General features: G+C 43.5%; 12 protein-coding genes. 9 read left to right on the top strand and 3 right to left on the bottom strand.

Translation table 11 applies throughout. From position 1 onward, the window contains the following. Positions 1 to 54: 54 nt before the first annotated feature. Complete coding sequence (prfA, locus tag L6773_RS10745; RefSeq protein WP_237854307.1) at positions 55 to 1,134, bottom strand: peptide chain release factor 1; 1,080 nt, start codon at positions 1,132 to 1,134, stop codon at positions 55 to 57. Positions 1,135 to 1,646: 512 nt separating this feature from the next. Between prfA and L6773_RS10740 the strand changes: the two genes are divergently transcribed. Continuing rightward, entirely contained in the window at positions 1,647 to 2,804 is a 1,158-nt protein-coding gene (locus L6773_RS10740; RefSeq protein ID WP_237854305.1) for a 5-(carboxyamino)imidazole ribonucleotide synthase, read from the top strand. Positions 2,805 to 3,047: 243 nt separating this feature from the next. Next, complete coding sequence (locus L6773_RS10735; RefSeq protein WP_237854303.1) at positions 3,048 to 4,094, top strand: sugar phosphate isomerase/epimerase family protein; 1,047 nt, start codon at positions 3,048 to 3,050, stop codon at positions 4,092 to 4,094. Between the two features lie 466 nt (positions 4,095 to 4,560). Here L6773_RS10735 and L6773_RS10730 read toward each other — a convergent pair whose 3' ends face one another. Next, the gene (locus L6773_RS10730; RefSeq protein WP_237854301.1) at positions 4,561 to 4,998 is read right to left on the bottom strand and encodes a transposase; all 438 of its coding nucleotides are present in this window, start codon (positions 4,996 to 4,998) and stop codon (positions 4,561 to 4,563) included. 375 nt (positions 4,999 to 5,373) lie between these two features. Here L6773_RS10730 and L6773_RS10725 point away from each other — a divergent pair, with 375 nt between their 5' ends. Next, complete coding sequence (locus tag L6773_RS10725; protein WP_237854299.1) at positions 5,374 to 6,000, top strand: 3-keto-disaccharide hydrolase; 627 nt, start codon at positions 5,374 to 5,376, stop codon at positions 5,998 to 6,000. A 22-nt stretch (positions 6,001 to 6,022) separates the two neighbouring features. Here the strand turns inward: L6773_RS10725 and L6773_RS10720 are convergent, their stop codons facing one another. Then, a complete protein-coding gene (locus L6773_RS10720) occupies positions 6,023 to 6,316 on the bottom strand; it encodes a hypothetical protein (RefSeq protein ID WP_237854297.1) in 294 nt (97 codons plus the stop codon). Between the two features lie 237 nt (positions 6,317 to 6,553). On the opposite strand from L6773_RS10720, the gene L6773_RS10715 reads away from it, so the two are divergent. From L6773_RS10715 to L6773_RS10690, 6 genes are all read left to right on the top strand, one after another. Next, a complete protein-coding gene (locus L6773_RS10715; protein WP_237854295.1) occupies positions 6,554 to 6,931 on the top strand; it encodes a hypothetical protein in 378 nt (125 codons plus the stop codon). A gap of 481 nt (positions 6,932 to 7,412) precedes the next feature. After that, entirely contained in the window at positions 7,413 to 7,778 is a 366-nt protein-coding gene (locus L6773_RS10710; RefSeq protein WP_237854293.1) for a hypothetical protein, read from the top strand. A 455-nt stretch (positions 7,779 to 8,233) separates the two neighbouring features. After that, positions 8,234 to 9,622 (top strand): efflux transporter outer membrane subunit, encoded by a 1,389-nt coding sequence (locus tag L6773_RS10705; RefSeq protein ID WP_237854291.1) that lies wholly within the window; start codon positions 8,234 to 8,236, stop codon positions 9,620 to 9,622. A gap of 106 nt (positions 9,623 to 9,728) precedes the next feature. Beyond that, positions 9,729 to 10,925, top strand: a complete 1,197-nt coding sequence (locus L6773_RS10700) for an efflux RND transporter periplasmic adaptor subunit (protein ID WP_237854290.1) — start codon at positions 9,729 to 9,731, stop codon at positions 10,923 to 10,925. Positions 10,926 to 11,042: 117 nt separating this feature from the next. After that, positions 11,043 to 14,159: an efflux RND transporter permease subunit gene (locus L6773_RS10695; RefSeq protein ID WP_237854288.1), complete on the top strand. Its 3,117-nt coding sequence runs from the start codon at positions 11,043 to 11,045 to the stop codon at positions 14,157 to 14,159. A 582-nt stretch (positions 14,160 to 14,741) separates the two neighbouring features. After that, on the top strand, positions 14,742 to 16,715 hold the full coding sequence (locus tag L6773_RS10690) for a TonB-dependent receptor plug domain-containing protein (RefSeq protein ID WP_237854286.1): 1,974 nt from the start codon (positions 14,742 to 14,744) through the stop codon (positions 16,713 to 16,715). The last annotated feature ends 163 nt before the right edge of the window (positions 16,716 to 16,878 follow it).

The raw sequence follows: 16,878 nt of genomic DNA, 5'->3' as shown, positions 1-16,878 counted from the left end.
TTCTAAAACTCATTTCATGTAACTAAAATCCTTCTCCTGCATCTTGAAAACTGATTAATCCATGATCGCATTCAGTTTTTCAAGATTTTCTTCTACACGAAGTGCTTTTATTACATCGCCAATATTTCCTTTCAAAATATCATCAAGGTTATAAAGAGTCAGGTTGATACGATGATCAGTTAGCCGGCCCTGCGGAAAATTGTAGGTGCGGATTTTTGCACTTCGGTCTCCGGTTGATACCTGGCTTTTGCGGTCAGCTGCTCGTTCTGCACGAATTTTTTCCATCTCCATATCATAAAGTTTGGTTTTCAACATCACCAGTGCCTTCTCTTTGTTTTGATGCTGAGACCGTTCCTGCTGACATTCGACCACCACTCCGCTCGGCTCGTGTGTGAGCCGAATAGCTGAGTCTGTTTTATTCACATGCTGTCCACCCGCTCCACTTGCTCGAAAGGTATCCACGCGAACTTCATTCATATCGATGTTGATCTCAACATCATCATTTACTTCCGGGAGTACAGCAACCGTTGCCGCAGAGGTATGAACGCGCCCCTGTGATTCGGTTTCAGGTACTCGCTGAACACGATGCACACCACTCTCATATTTCATTTTGCCGTACACTTCTTCACCGGAAAGTTCAAAAACTATCTCTTTGAAACCGCCCTTCTCACTATCGGCTACGGATAGAATGCTTTGTTTCCACTTTTGAGAATCCGCATATCGCCGGTACATATCGAAAAGATCTCCGGCAAAAAGTGCGGCTTCATCTCCACCTGTTCCGGCCCTGACCTCAATAATACAGTTCTTGGAATCATCCGGATCTTTGGGGATCAACTTCATTTTGATCTCTTCTTCCAACTCCTCAAGCCGCTGTTTCAACTCCTTTGTTTCTACCCGAGCCATCTCCGTGATTTCAGGATCGTCGTCCATCTCCATCAGCTCCTCATTGCCTGAAATCTGCTTGGTTATGGACTGCCATTCATCAAAATCTTCAACCAATTCCTTTAATTGAGTATGTTCTTTCGTTAACTCGGCGTATTCCTGGGGACGGTCATAAATTGCAGGATCAGCCATAGCCTGGGTGATCTCTTCGTAACGCTCCTTAACCTGTTGTAGTTTTCCTTCTAAATCCATTCTTTCTCTAAATCTACTGCAAGAATATTTGTGATATTTGATCTTTATTTGAATCTGATTTTTGCCTTCATGTTGAAGCATTCAGCTATCAGCAAGTCTTTTTACTCTGTTAGCTGAGTGCTGATTGCTTTTAGATTCACGGCTTAATCGCTTCATCGCTAAAAAACATCTATCACAATTCATACACTTTAAAACATTCACTTCAAAGATATAGAATTTGAAGGTGATCTTTGGAATCGAATTTTATCAGCTTTTGGATTGTGGAATGATATTTCGGGATTGCGGTTTTTCTGAAATTGAAACCATTATGGAAGCCAAGTGGCCACTTTTCCTCAATCCGCAATCCAAAATCCACTTTCCTACCTTTTCAATGTTAAAATCAATACCTTTTTCAAAATTGAAATCATACGCAGCCAGTCATCGGATGAGTGTTTTGAGCAGAAATCTAAAAAATAAGCTGATTCACTCATCCGATGATTCCAGGTTTAGCAAATTTATAATCACAACATTTTATGAAGCAACCTTTATCATCAAATTTTGTAATTGGATTTTTAGGAGCCGGACAACTTGCGCGAATGTCATCTTTGCAAGCCTTTCGCTATGGAATGCAGGTGGCTGTTTTTTCGGATCGGCCGGAAGATGAACCGGTGCAATTTATGACCCCTCACTCCTACTCCGGTTCATTTGATGACGTGGATTCAATGCTTGAATTTGCCAAAGCCTGTGATGTGATTACGCTTGAAAATGAATTTATTGATTCAGCCATACTTTCAGAATTACAGGAGAGATCCGGTACACCGATTTACCCTTCACCAAAAAGCTTTTCCCTGATTGAAAACAAATTAATTGAGAAGCAGACATTTGAAGATGCAGGAATTCCTGTGACACCATACGCCATTGTAAAAACAAAGGAGGATCTGAATGATTTCGGAAAAAAGTATGGATGGCCTTTTCTCTTAAAATCATCTAAAGGCGGTTATGACGGATATGGAAATGAAACCGTAAAGAACCTGGACCAGGCTTTGGAGGCATTTGAAAATTTGGGAGGTAACTTAGGCCGAGACATTCTTGCTGAAGCTTTTGTTGATTTTACTCATGAGCTCGCCGTTCAGGTTGCCCGAAACGAAACGGGCCATGTGGTCTACCCTTGCTGCGAAACGGTCCAGGAGAATCATATATGCGTGGCCGTAAAATCTCCCGCTCCAGTTGACGAATCTATACAAAAACGGGCACAAGAGTTAGCAGTAAAAGCCACGGAAGCCATTGACGCTACAGGAATCTTCGCATTTGAATTTTTCCTGACCACTTCCGGTGATGTACTTTTAAATGAATCTGCACCCCGGCCCCACAATTCAGGTCATTATACCATTGAGGGATGCATCACCTCACAGTTTGAAAATCATGTACGAGCCGTTTGTGGTTTGCCTTTGGGAGACCCCGGTTTAGTCAAGCCAGCCGTTGCGATGATCAACCTATTGGGAACCCGCAAGAGAGACGCTCAAATAGAACACGCTGAAAAAGCTGTTGCCGAATCGAATGGACACCTGCATTTCTACGGTAAGTTAGATAGTAAAGTCGGACGAAAAATGGCTCACTATACGCTTTTGGGGGATGACCTGGAAGAAATCTATCAGCGAGCAAACGAGGTCACCAAAGAGATTGAAATTTAAATCAGTTTACCTTTCACCGCTTTACATTTTATTGCATCTTAATGGTATAAAATTACTTTATTTACAGGTAACAGGTTTGTGACATGGTAATTTGACAGCGTCATTGCGAGCCCCGGTTTTTGGGGTGCGTTTATCTCCATTCAAAGAGATCATCGCGATTTTTTCATTGGAGATAGTCCTTGCTATGATCTGCTCAACCATTTGCAAATCCTCCACAGGGTCTATCAAAAAACATAACAGGGTATGAAAAAGGAAAACAAAGGTGTCTCAAGACGTCAATTTCTCGGAACTTCATTTTCATTAGCAACAGGCCTCCTGGCAGGAGCCGGATCAGCTTTTGGGGCTTCATCAGCTTTGAGAACGTTTACTAGACCTGACTCCATGATTAATGGAGTACAAATCGGTACCATCACATATTCCTACCGAAGTATGCCGGATCAAAGTGCCGAAGCAATTCTTAAAGCTGTCATTGAAAGCGGAATCAGTGCCGTTGAACTGATGGGCGATCCGGCTGAACTCTATGCCGGCCGGCCTGAAAATCCGATAAACCGCCGGGAGATGTTCTCGTTGATGAGAAAATCGAGGGATGAAGGATTAACGGATGAAGAGCAGGGTCGGATGAACCAGATGCAATCTCAAATGGAAGAGTATAATGCCCGAGTTGCCGAGTGGAGATCATCCGTTTCCATGGACAAATTCGCCGAGCTCAGACAGATGTACAATGATGCGGGTGTGAGTATCTACGCATTCAAACCGAACGCATTTGGTGCAGAAAATTCTGATGAAGAAGTTGAATATGCATTACGGGCTGCTAAAGCATTGGGTGCAACATCATGTACAAGAGAACTTCCCGATGATGCCGCACTTAGCCGGCGGCTCGGTTCACTTGCCGAAAAGCATGGGGTTTACATGGGATACCACAATCACACCCAGGCCACTCCTACTCTTTGGGATACGGCACTTGAGCAATCAGAATACAACTCTTTGAATTTAGATATCGGTCACTGGGTAGCGGCCGGAAATCCAAGTGTAGTTGACTTTATTCGAGAAAAACACGACCGTATCACTAGTATTCATGTAAAAGATCGAACGACTCCCGGAAACGGTGCTGAAAACCTGATATGGGGCAAAGGCAATACGCCGATTCGAGAAGTTTTACAGCTGATGAGCGAGGAGAATTATGATTTTCCCGCAACGATTGAACTTGAATACCAGGTTCCTGAAGGATCTGATGCTGTGCAAGAAGTTGCACGATGTCTTGATTTTTGTAAAGAATCACTGAATGCTTAAAAGATTAAACTTACATACTTCATCTGTTTTATTGAATTACAAAAAGCCGTGAGTATAAAATGAGTTGAGGCGGTACCCATCTCCGCGCAATTCGTCAATATAAATACGAGCAACAAAGCGAACCAAAATTTCATTCTGGTGCAAAGCACCGATCCGAGAATGCGAGAATTAGCTCCCCCATGCCGAAACGTAATTCGTCAAATATTCGTCGAGAATCGTAAGTAATTAGTAGAGCAAGCAGCCCAAAATCAAAAATTTTATAAAAATTTAGTTTTAAATATCTATTACCGTCTGCTTTAGCTGACGGTTAAAAAAGAGCCAAAAAGTTAGTGGCTTTAGCCACATTCGGCTTTCAGAACAGTAGTTTTTTCTCATGCACTTGGTTGGTCCTCTGTAGCCTCATTTTCGTTAAAACTAATAAGAACTGTAAAGCTTCATGTTACAAGTTTATTCGCAGAATGTGGCATCATCCCTTTATTCTCTCCCAACCATATTTTTCCATAAACTCATCAATTTCCTCATTGAAAGATACCTTTCCGTGATGCTTTTCCTGTGAATGAATATACGTTCTCGCTGCTTCCAAATGACTTTCACTAACACTAACAGCCCAGTAATCATCCTGCCAAGTAAATCTACGATCCAGAAGTCCACTACGGTTTATCCAAAAAGAGGATTCTCCTTTAATGAGCTGTGCTACTTTACTAATATTTTGCTCCTTCCCCAGGGAGATCAGACAATGAGCATGTTCCTGGTATCCGTTGATACAATCAAGCCATATACTCTTTGTTTTGGCATTGGCTTTTATATCTTGAAACATCTCTCGCCTCACATCCTTTGAGCTAAGAAATGGCTCTCTGTTTTTTGTGCAAAATACCAAATGAATCCAAATGCGAACCCAACTCATTAGTTTATCTCTTTTTTTAATTCTCTTACGCGGCAAGGATCTAGCCCTGGTTGAGGAATTTTTACCCCTTTTTTATAGTATGAACCAAAAAATGCCTGTTCCTTACAGTTTCTACCCTTTTTAAAAATCAAGGCCTCTCTCAATCTAATAATTAGCGAATTATTCAGGAACAGATGTGGCTAAAGCCACTCGATTTCTCGTCGTCGCTCATCCGTCAGCTAAAGCAGACGGTAATAAAAGCGCTTAACAGGTTCGAAGAAAAATTCTTTCATTTAATCAAAAGTTTTAAAATTTAAATAACTTCTTGTATATCTCTTTTCTTTTACTTTATTCAGTTTATCTTAAAGAATAATAAAAATTTAACTTTTACGACTCATGATGAAAATTTTCTCTCATATTTTCCTGTTAATAACGCTATTACTGACAACAGCTCACGCACAGTCTTCAGATGATGACTGGATCTCACTCTTCGACGGACAAACCTTTAATAATTGGTCAGCCGCCGAAAACCCGGAAACGTTCTCAATCGAGGATGGTATGATTGTTGTTGATGGCCCGCGGGCTCACCTTTTTTACAACGGTCCGGTCGAAAATCACAACTTTGATGATTTTGTGTTCAAAGCCGACATTATGACGATGGAAAATGCTAATTCAGGAATCTTTTTCCACACACAATACCAGGAAGAGGGCTGGCCGGCTCACGGGTATGAAGCACAGATCAATAACTCTTACGACCCTGATCCGCGACGGACCGCCAGTGTATATAATGTGGATGATAACACAGAGATCACCTTTCCTGATAACGAGTGGTTTACAATGACCATACGTGTAGAAGGTCAACACATAACCATTATGGTGAATGATGAAGTGATTACAGATTATACAGAACCGGGAGATGTGGATCGAGGCACGAACGTTCTCTCAAGTGGTACTTTTGCTTTACAGGGTCACGATCCGGACAGTAAAGTCTATTTCAAAAATATCAGGGTGAAACCTTTATAAGATCTCACCCCAAATTCTGAGTTTAAACGTTTCTTAGATGGTTATTTAGCCATAAACGGACTTCTTTGCGCGTCATATCATCATTTTTTAACTCGTCGCGCAGAAGTCTTTCAATCTCTAAAGCGTCTTCTTTCTCAAAATTTTCGTGTTCTTCTGAATATTGATTGATAAAATCCAGAACCTCATCACCTTCATCTCGCCTGAACAGCCTGCTTTCTGTCTCAGTAACTGTAGTAGTTTCGGTTCTTGGTGCGGTTGCAGGTCCAGTTTCCCAGTTATAATCGTATTTCAAATCTGATCGATCTAATAATGGCATAATACTCTCCGTTAGATTTCATTCTTATTCACTTCTATAACAATCATTAGATTATAAGTGTTTCTTCGGGTGCTTTTTCAACAGGTCATCAATTGTAATTATGAGTATACTCGTGTTGCTCATTTATAGTTAGCAATTTGAGACAAACCTATTTGATGAAGGCGACTCATTTTAAAGGTGTGAGCTTAATATTTACAAGCCCCCTAATGAACCGGCTTATTTAAGAAATGATACTCAATGAATAAAAATACTGTTCTCACACTTCTTCTATTCATTACTGCGTGCCGGGCTACCCCTGATTTGAGAGAGGGACTTTGGACCGGAACGCTGACTCCAATGAATCATCCCGAAATGGAGAATCCAATTAATTACGAAATTTCATATCCTTCGGGCTCTCTTTCCATTGATGTAATAAGCCCGGACTCATCAATCATCCCTACTCGAAATGTTCAATTCGAAAATGATACTCTCTATTTCCAGTTTGATGAACCGGAGGAACAAGTTACCCTGAATTGTGCTCTCGGACGTATGGAAAATCTGGAAGGCCACTTTTCAGGACGATGTACTGATCCCAATGGTCAATGGGCGTACTTTATGATGGTTCCTCCCGAATAGATCGAAAAAAAAACCCACCATAAAACTTTTTCCCGATGCCGGTAGGTGTATGATTGCAGTTAAGGGTATTTAAAATGAGAACTGACTCTACAAATTTCAGTCATTTAATTTAATCGAACGTGAGTTCTATTAGAGATCGATATAAAATGAATGTAAACGCATTGAAAAGTCCACTTCCCGAATGTCTTCGGTACAGGCTATTTTTCCCCAACGGGATCCCTGCGAGGCATGGAGGGGATTTTTACTACTCCAAATCAGTCATCAAAATAATCACCAGAATTCAATGCCGGATTTACCCTCCTTCGAAAGAGGGGTGTAGGGGTGGTTGAATTTCTTTAATTATCATCACACTCATATTTCAAGCTTTCAGTATTCTCCATTTTTTAAATCACGATTAGTCTACTTCCCCCAACCCATCCTTCGCAAGTGTGGAGCGTTATATTCAGAATTCTTATGTCAAACTTACGATAATCTATAAAAAATGCGCCGATTACTCTCGAATATTGCCCTGTTTCTCATCACACTTCTACTCATCTCTTGTTCTGGCAGCGTCTCAGACCTCAGTAAAAAAGATGTCTCGCTGAACATCGAAAATGAACACCTCCTTGTTAAAAACAACTTCAACCATTCAATCTATTATTTCGCAGTAGAATCCGGGGTTGCTGCTCAAATTAACTGGGCACCGCTTTCAACAGAAGAAAATCGCGTTCGGCCCGGAAGACTTAAAAGTATCCCGTTGGATTCAATTCACGCTTACGATCCTGGTGAGGAAATTCTGTTCTACTACTGGTCGCAAAAAGAGCCAAAAAACAACAACATCAAATTTCAGAGCATACAATCACAATAATTCAAGAGAGAAGTCAAGCTTATTAACAGATCCGCTGTCTTCAATTGCTCTGGCCAAGAGTTGTGCAAGTATCAAGCGAATTGTCAATCGTGTCCGTATCCATTTGCAAAAATATGGGCTCAAGCTACATTCATTGACTACGCGTGGTCGAATAAATCATCCCACATGTCAAACCCTCCACTATTCCAATGCATGCTTCAAACAACGGATTTAAAACTTGCACCGGTTTTTAGCGTAGGCAAACTTTTAATTCAATTTTTTTTAAAACAATTAACAACTCCCATAAACTATCTTCTCTCGGAGTTTGTTGGCAATACTGGTTATGAATTTTATGTGAAAAACTATTTAAGCAGAGTTCTTCAAAGTTCATATAGATTCCCTGTTTAAGTTCACCTGCAGATAAGAATTAAACCAATTAAATCACGAAAAAGGTTATTAAAACGAACCCTTTACTCATGCCCCGAAACAGATTAACATTTCAACTCATTATCTTCTTGGGCGTTCTTTTAATGCTTTTTAGCGGCTGCAGAACCCAAAGTGATTTGACAGATCCGATTGAAATTCCGGAATCTTTTTCTGAATCGGGGGTTGAAATTGTTCCCGCTAAATGGTGGACATCCTTCGAAGACAAACGTTTAAGCACTGTGATTGACAGTGCAATGAGTTCAAATTTTACCCTGCTCACTGCCTGGGAACGATTAAGAGCGGCAGAAGCTGTTGTAGATCGCGAATCCTCACTCCTATTTCCCACTCTTGAAGCCACCGGCTCAGCACGAGCCGATCGATTTTCCGACAGCTCTCGAGATTCTGAACAATTACAATTAGGGCTTTCAACCTCTTATGAAATAGATCTGTGGGGCCGAATCGGTTCAACCATTGATGCCGAGCAATTTCGCGCACAGGCAACCCTCTATGATTATCAAACTGCTGCATTAAGCCTAACGGCAGAAATTACGCGTACCTGGTATCGGCTTGCAGATGCACAAAACCAGCTCGCACTCGTGAATGAGCAGATCAATACGAACCTGACAGTCTTAGAACTTCTGAATAATCGTTTTGAGATTGGACAAATACAAAGCGTAGATGTTCTCCGGCAGCAGCAACTGGTTGAGGCCACACGAGAGCAACGGACATATGCGGAGGCAAGAGTTCAAACTTTGGAACACCAGCTTGCTGTCTTATTAGGACAAACTCCACAAAGCGGCGTTGATTTAAGGCCCGAAGACCTTCCGCAGCTTGCACCACTACCAAGTGCCGGTCTGCCGACGGATCTTGTTCAAAAACGTCCGGATGTTCGCAGTGCGTTTGCATCTCTGCGTGCCGCTGACAATGATCTGGCCGCAGCAATCAGTAATCAATATCCGCGATTTAGCATCTCTGCTTCTGCTTCCACAGCTGCAGAAAGTGCCGGAGCCCTGTTTGAAGATTGGGCGGTCTCTTTCGCCGGAAACTTATTGGCGCCCATTTTTTACGGTGGCGAGCTACGGGCTGAAGTGGATCGAAATGAAGCTGTAAAAAATCAACGGCTCTATGAATATGGACAAACCATTTTAACCGCTTTCCGGGAAGTTGAAGATGCCCTGATCCAGGAAAAGAAACAGGTAGAAAGCATTGAAAGCATCGAACGACAGTTAGAATTGGCCAGTCAGTCGTACCGGCAGCTTCGCATTCAGTACTTGAACGGTAGCGGAAATTACCTGGATGTATTAACTGCATTGGATGATATCCAACAATTGCGCAGGGATCTATTAACTGCTCAATTAACGTTGGTAGAGTACAGAATTTCATTATACCGAGCATTGGCCGGTTCATTTGAAACCGAGATGATAGCAGAGAATAACTGATTTAACGTACACTGTAGTTTACAACTCAAGATTACCCTTGGAACCACCAGAGATCAAATCAGGCCTCAAAGAAATTTTATAAGAATTATTAATCGACAAATTATTTATGAGCACAAAGAAAACAATACTTATAAGTTTTGGGATATTGATAGCAGGAGCAGCTATCATATTGCTGATATTCAATACGGAACCTGAGGCTCAACGATCCGGGGCAACCAAACAAACTGCTATGCTTGTTAATACCGTTCAGGTAGAGCGCAGTAACTTTACACCGACAATTAGTGCAATGGGTACTGTTGTTCCATCTCAAGATGTAATGCTGAGCCCTCGGGTGGGGGGACAGATCATTCAGTTGTCTGAAAATTTTACCCCGGGTGGATATGTTGAAGAGGGCGAAATGCTGCTCCAGATCGACCCGGCCGATTACCGAAACGCTCTCCAGCAGAGAATAAGTGAACTTCAGCAGGCTCAAACAAATCTTGAGATTGAGATGGGGCGGCAAAATGTTGCGCGGCAGGATTATGAACTTCTTGACGATTCTCTTACAAATGAAAATCGGTCGCTTGTGCTTCGCGAACCTCAACTGAACGCGGCGAGATCGAATGTACAATCTGCAGAAGCTGCTGTTGAACAAGCTGAGTTAAATTTAGAGCGAACGACCATCCGTGCTCCCTTTGATGCATATATTTTATCGCGAAATGTAAATCTTGGTTCACAAGTCTCCCCCGGGGATGAGCTTGCACGATTAGTGGGCAGGGATACCTACTGGATTGAAACAACAGTTCCTTTAAGACATCTCCGCTGGATTGATGTACCCCAAAATGGCAATGGCGGGTCCCCGGTTACAATCAGAAACAGAAGTGTATGGGATGAAGATGAATATCGCGAAGGTTCTCTCTTCAGGCTTGTAGGTACCCTTACAGATGAAACGAGATTAGCCAGGATATTGGTGGAAGTCCCGGATCCTCACGGTTATGAACAAGAGAATAGTGACCGGCCAAGGCTTATGATCGGCTCTTATGTTGTAGCAGATATACAGGCACAGGAAATTCAAAACGTGGTTCGATTAAGCCGGGACTATGTAAGACAAAATGATACGATTTGGGTGAATGAGAATGATACACTGCGAATACGAGATGCCGAGATCCTGTTTCGAGATGCCAATTACGCCTACATCACTGAAGGAATTGAAGATGGTGAACATGTGGTAACTACAAACCTGTCAACCGTTGTGGACGGATCCCCTCTACGTTTAGAAGGATCCGCGGCAACGGCCATGGCGGATAGTGTGACAACAGAATAAATGATTTCATCTCATAAAAATTACCGCTGTGAGCGCAAAGTAACGCTTAGTTTATTTCACAACGATCTATAATCTCTACGGTGTTTTGCATCTCCGTGGTTTTAAAAAACAGTTCAAATGACTGAAAACGAATCAAATAATACAGAACAGAGTAAAGCCTCGGGTGCAATTGCATTTATGGCAAAAAACCCGATTGCCGCTAATTTATTGATGATCATCCTGATCGGTGGCGGTATCTGGACAATGTTTAACATCCAGAAGGAGGTCTTTCCGCAGTACCAGCTGGATTTTGTAGATGTCAGTGTGGTTTACCCCGGTGCATCGCCTGCCGAGGTTGAACAAGGGATCTTAAGGCCCGTTGAAGAAGCAATTCGCGGAGTGCAGGGAATTCAAGAGGTAACCTCTGAGGCACAGGAGGGATCCGGCCAGGTATCTATTGAATTGGTTGTGGGAACCGACCGGATGAAGACCTACCAGGATATCGACCAGGCCGTTAATCGAATTCGAACCTTCCCGGATAATATTGAGGAGCCCGAGGTTCAGCTGCAAACCAATCAACAAGAAGTAATGACGATTGGAATTTACGGGGATGTAAATATCTGGACGCTGCGAACACTGGCTGAAAACCTGCGTGATCAGCTTCTCAGCAATGGAGAAATTACGCAAGTTGATATCGGAAATGTCCCGGATTATGTAACCCATGTAGAAATTCCGCGGGAGCGACTTCGGGAGTACGGTTTGACATTAGGCGATATTTCTGACCTCATTGCCCAATCGAGTGAAGATATCCCCGCCGGAGCCGTTGAGACCAGTGCGGGTGAAATTCTGCTCCGCATGCAGGAACGAAAACAGTGGGCAGATGAATATGGTGATATTGAACTGATAGCCTCCGAATCAGGCGACAATGTAACTCTAGCAGACATTGCTGAAATTACCGATGGTTTTGAAGAGACCGGTTTTCATGGGGAGTTTAACCGTCAACCAACGGTTGATCTCGAAATTTACCGAATCGGAAGCCAGTCTCCCCTTGCTATATCAGAAGCGGTAATCGAAGTACTTGAACAGGCTGAGCCCAATTTCCCGCCGGGCGTTCAGTATCGAATTGACAGCAGTGCTGCCGAAGATTTTGAAGAACGACTTTCATTGCTTATGGAAAATGGTGTACTCGCCATCCTGATTGTGATGGTGATCCTGGCACTCTTTCTTGAATACCGCCTCGCTTTTTGGGTCATGATGGGTATGACGATCTCCTTTGTTGGAGCCATCCTCTTCCTCCCTCTTGCAAATCTCAGCATCAATATGATATCGATGTTTGGATTCCTTGTGGTCCTTGGAATTGTGGTAGATGATGCAATTGTAGTCGGGGAAAATGTCTACGAGTTCAGAGAGCGCGGAATGAGTTTTCTTGATGCCGCTATTGAAGGTGCCAAAGATATGGGGCGCCCTGTAACATTCGCTATTTTGACGAATATCATCGCTTTTGTCCCCCTGCTGTTTATGCCCGGCGTGACCGGAAAATACTGGTGGCCGCTGCCCGCTGTCGTCATTATTGTATTAGCCGTTTCACTCTTTGAAGCACTGTTTATACTTCCCGCTCATTTAGCTCACAGCAAGAAAAAAGAGCGTTTCAAAATTGGTAAACTGATTCATAAATATCAGCAGGCATTTGCAGACCGCTTTAACCACTTTATTAATACCAAATACAGGAGATTCCTCGAACTTTGTCTTCATAATCGATACATCACAATGAGTGTGGCTACTGCCCTGCTCCTCGTTGTTGGCGGGTACGGGTACAGCGATCATATGGGGATGGTGATGATGCCGGAAGATGCTGCCGATGAAATTGAAACCGGTGTTAGATTGCCCGTCGGGACCACTCCTGTTCAGGCTGCAGCCGTAGCGAAAGATATTACAAATTCCACCCATCAGATGTTTGAGGAACACAACCTGTTTGAAGTGGCACATGGCATTAAAACCAATGTACGGGGTCAGAGTTTTATAGATGTTGAAATTGTTTTGAAAAACCCGGACGAGCGAGACATGACTGCCCAGGAAGTAATTGAACTCTGGCGCGATCAAATTGGAGATATTCCCGGTGTAGATCAAATGACCTTTGAAGCAGAACGCGGACCGGGTGGCTGGATGCCGGATATCAGTGTGGATCTGAGCCACTCAAATATTGAAGTGCTGGAAGCAGCCAGCGAAGCATTTGTTGAGAGAGTGGAGCAGTTCACGGAGACCCGGGATGTGAACGACAACTACAACCGCGGCAAAAAACAGTTCGACTTCAGGCTTCTGCCGGAAGGCCGTAAACTTGGATTGACACCGGAGGATGTAGGACGACAGCTGCGAGATGCCTTCTTCGGTGCATTGGCTATGAGACAGCTCCGGGGAACAAATGAAATTGAAGTCCGGGTTAAACTTCCGCGTCATCAACGGCAAGACATTCACCATCTCGAAGATTTTGTAATACAAACCCCGGCAGGACAAGAGGTTCCCCTTATGGATGTTGTAAGTCTTGAAGAGGGTGAGGCGTTTACAAGCATTAACCGGCGAGATGGCCGACGAGTAGTAAGCGTTAGCATGGATGCCGAACCGGCCAGTGCCGTATCCAGAATTCTGGAGTCTATACAAACAGAAACGCTGCCGCAGTTGCGGGCTGACTTCCCCGGAATTACCTGGACCTTTGAGGGCAGCCAGGCAGAGATGCGTGAATCTACCTCTGCTCTTTGGGGTAGCTTTATGTTAGCCATGGCCGTGATCTACGGACTCCTGGCGATCGCTTTTGGAAGTTACATGCAGCCATTGATTGTAATGGGTGCCATACCCTTCGGCACTGTCGGGGCTGTAATCGGGCATATTATATTGGGCTACGACCTCTCCCTGGTAAGCCTGATGGGTGTGATTGCTCTCTCCGGAGTTGTTCTGAACGACTCACTGATTATGATCGACTACGCCAACAAGCAGCGAAAGAAGAATCTCAGTCCATTTGAAGCGATCCACGAAGCAGGCCTCCGGCGTTTTCGTCCTATTATGCTTACGACGTTCACAACCTTTGGGGGACTTACTCCAATCATTCTGGAACAATCACGTCAAGCTATCCAGTTAATCCCAATGGCGATTTCACTCGGATTTGGTATCGTGTTTGCAACTTCGATTATTCTGGTGATTGTGCCCTGCATCTACATGATACAGCATGATTTTCTTTCAAAGTTTCAAATCGCTTCTGCCTGATTTTTGATTAGAGTCATTGGATGAATAAATTTGTAACTCAGATCGGAAATCGGATATCGGATATCACCAATCGAATATCTGTCAATCCCTGGTCTAGTGCAATGTTCAGAGAAGTGTCAATTGAACCTCTTCCATTTTTAAAAAGAGCAGGCACAAGTGACATCCTCATATTACCGATGGCACAATGATTATTCCGACAAGTAAGTACCAACATGATTCCAATTTATGTTTTGAAATATCGGATTTAACACTTGCACCAGTTTGGTTGTACCTCAGATCGGAAATCGAGTATCGGATATCGCCAATCGAATATCTGTCAATCCCTGGTCTAGTGCAATGTTCAGAGAAGTGTCAATTGAACCCTTCCATTTATAAAAAAAGAGCAGACAAAAGTGACATCCTTGATTTACTGATTGCAGATTAATTTTTCCCGGCAATACGAACTCTGCATTATCACAATGCTACTTTGGATATTCCGGATTTAACACTCGTGCCAGTTTGGGGTAACATCCAAATTGTAAAAACTTAAATAGAACAAGATAAAATGGTATTTTAGGTTTTTTGAATCTAAAATATCATCTAATGAGAAAATTGCAGATTCGCACCTGCTCACTCGTTCTTCTGCTCATAACTCTGACAACGTCATCCGCTTTTGCTCAAATTACTATGGAATTGGACTCCATCGAGGTGACGGCCACCCGGATTCCAACCTTAATTAAAGAGAGTGGTAAAAGTGTATCCATCATTACCCACGAAGATATCCAAGCGATGCCGGTTACATCCGTTGATGAACTTCTTCAGTCACTCCCAGGCGTGAACCTGAACAGCCGGAATGCCTTTGGCGTACAGGCTGATATCGGAATGCGGGGCAGCACCTTTGCCCAGGTACTCGTACTGGTGGATGGAATCCGGATCAACGATCCGCTGACCGCTCATTTCAATAACAACATCCCCGTCTCAATGTCTGAAATCGAGAGGATTGAAATTATCCGCGGACCTGCCGCCACATCATACGGTGCAGATGCCGTCGGCGGGATCATCCATATTAAAACTAGAACCTTTGTAAACGGGTCAGATACAACCCGGAAATTCAGTTCATCCGGGAATATCGGCTATGGCGAGCATTCCTTATTTCTGACCGATGCGGGTTTTCATGGCCAGCTGGATAAACTTCAAATTTCCGGCGGCATAAAAACCAGTATTTCAGAAGGGCAAACCTTCCAAAATCCCAATTTTGGGCAAGTTGAATCTGCCGATCAAACCTACAGAAATGATTTCAACCTGCAGACCTATACCCTTTCAGCGGCTTACCAGTTCAGTGACAAATGGAGGCTCTACTCCCGCGTAGGTTTCGACGAGCGGGATTTCAGTGCCAAATATTTCTATACGGGCAGTACCTTTGATGAATCCTATGAAGAGACGGAAAGTGTGTGGACCCAATTGGCCCTGAGCCGGACAGGCGAGATGCATCAGACCGATCTGAATATGGGATACAGAAACGGAAGTGATTATTTCCTGTTCAATCCCGCACTGCCTGCAAACGAACACACCACCGGCCAGTACGCCTTTTCTCTGAATCATGGGATAAACCTGGATAACGATTTGCGCTTATCTATCGGAACCCAGGGATTTCACAAAACCATTGAGAGCACCGATCGCGGGAATCATGAAAACAGCTCGATCGGCTTTTACACAATACTCTCGAAACAACTCACCGAGCATCTGAAGGGAACAGCAAGCGCACGGCTGGAATATGATGAAAACTTCGGTACCGAATTTCTGCCGCAAGTCAGCCTCGCCTATCCACTGGAGAATGTATCATTCCGAAGTTCCTTTGGAAAAGCGATCCGTGCAGGTGATTTTACCGAGCGATTTGTTTCCACTCAGATTAAGGATCTCTCTCCCGGCAGAAACCTGGGAAATGCCGATCTCGAAGCGGAAACCTCGTACACCATCGATTTTGGTGTGGATATCTATCCCTACGACGGCCTTACGATTAGCAATACCGCTTTCTACCGGACTTCTGATAACCTGATTGATTATACCGTTACCAATTCAAATTCCATCTCAAACAGCGATAAACTCCAGCCCGATGCCGAGTATTATTACGCAACGAATGTGTCAGACAGCCGCACATTTGGAGTGGAATCCCTGATCGGAAAATATTTTGCCCTGGCCAACAGCCGCTTTCTGCATGCCGAGGTGAATTATACCTACTTGTATACGACAAATGACGCCGGCGATGTATCAAAGTATATTGCAAACCATCCCAAACACGATCTCAGCTTTATCCTGTCTTACCAGGGAGAATATTTTGATGTTACCTCCACGTCCCATTTGATCAAGCGAAACAGTGAATCGTTATCCGCTATTAACGGGAGAATCCAATCCGACTATTTTTTAAGTCACCTGAAAGTGGAAGCGATGCCGTTTTCAAAAAACAGGGTCAGTTTTTACATGAAGGTGCATAACCTGCTCGATACCGATTACCAGGAGATCCTGGGAGCTCAAATGCCGGGCCGCTGGGTGATGGCAGGATTACAGTGGAATATCTGAAACCGGGTATCGAATTTCGGATATCGCAAATCGAATATCGTCCGACTCTCTAGTCTAGTGCAAGGTTCAGCGAAGCGTCAATTGAACCCCTTCCATTTATAAAAAAAACTGGCACAAGTGACATCCTTGATTTACTTACAGTTCGATGATTTTTCCGGCAATA

The organism is Rhodohalobacter sulfatireducens, assembly GCF_022012475.1.
Classification (GTDB): Bacteria; Bacteroidota; Rhodothermia; order Balneolales; family Balneolaceae; genus Rhodohalobacter; species Rhodohalobacter sulfatireducens.
The sequence above is the reverse complement of the archived record's forward strand: the minus strand, read 5'-3'. Positions and strand labels throughout refer to the sequence as shown.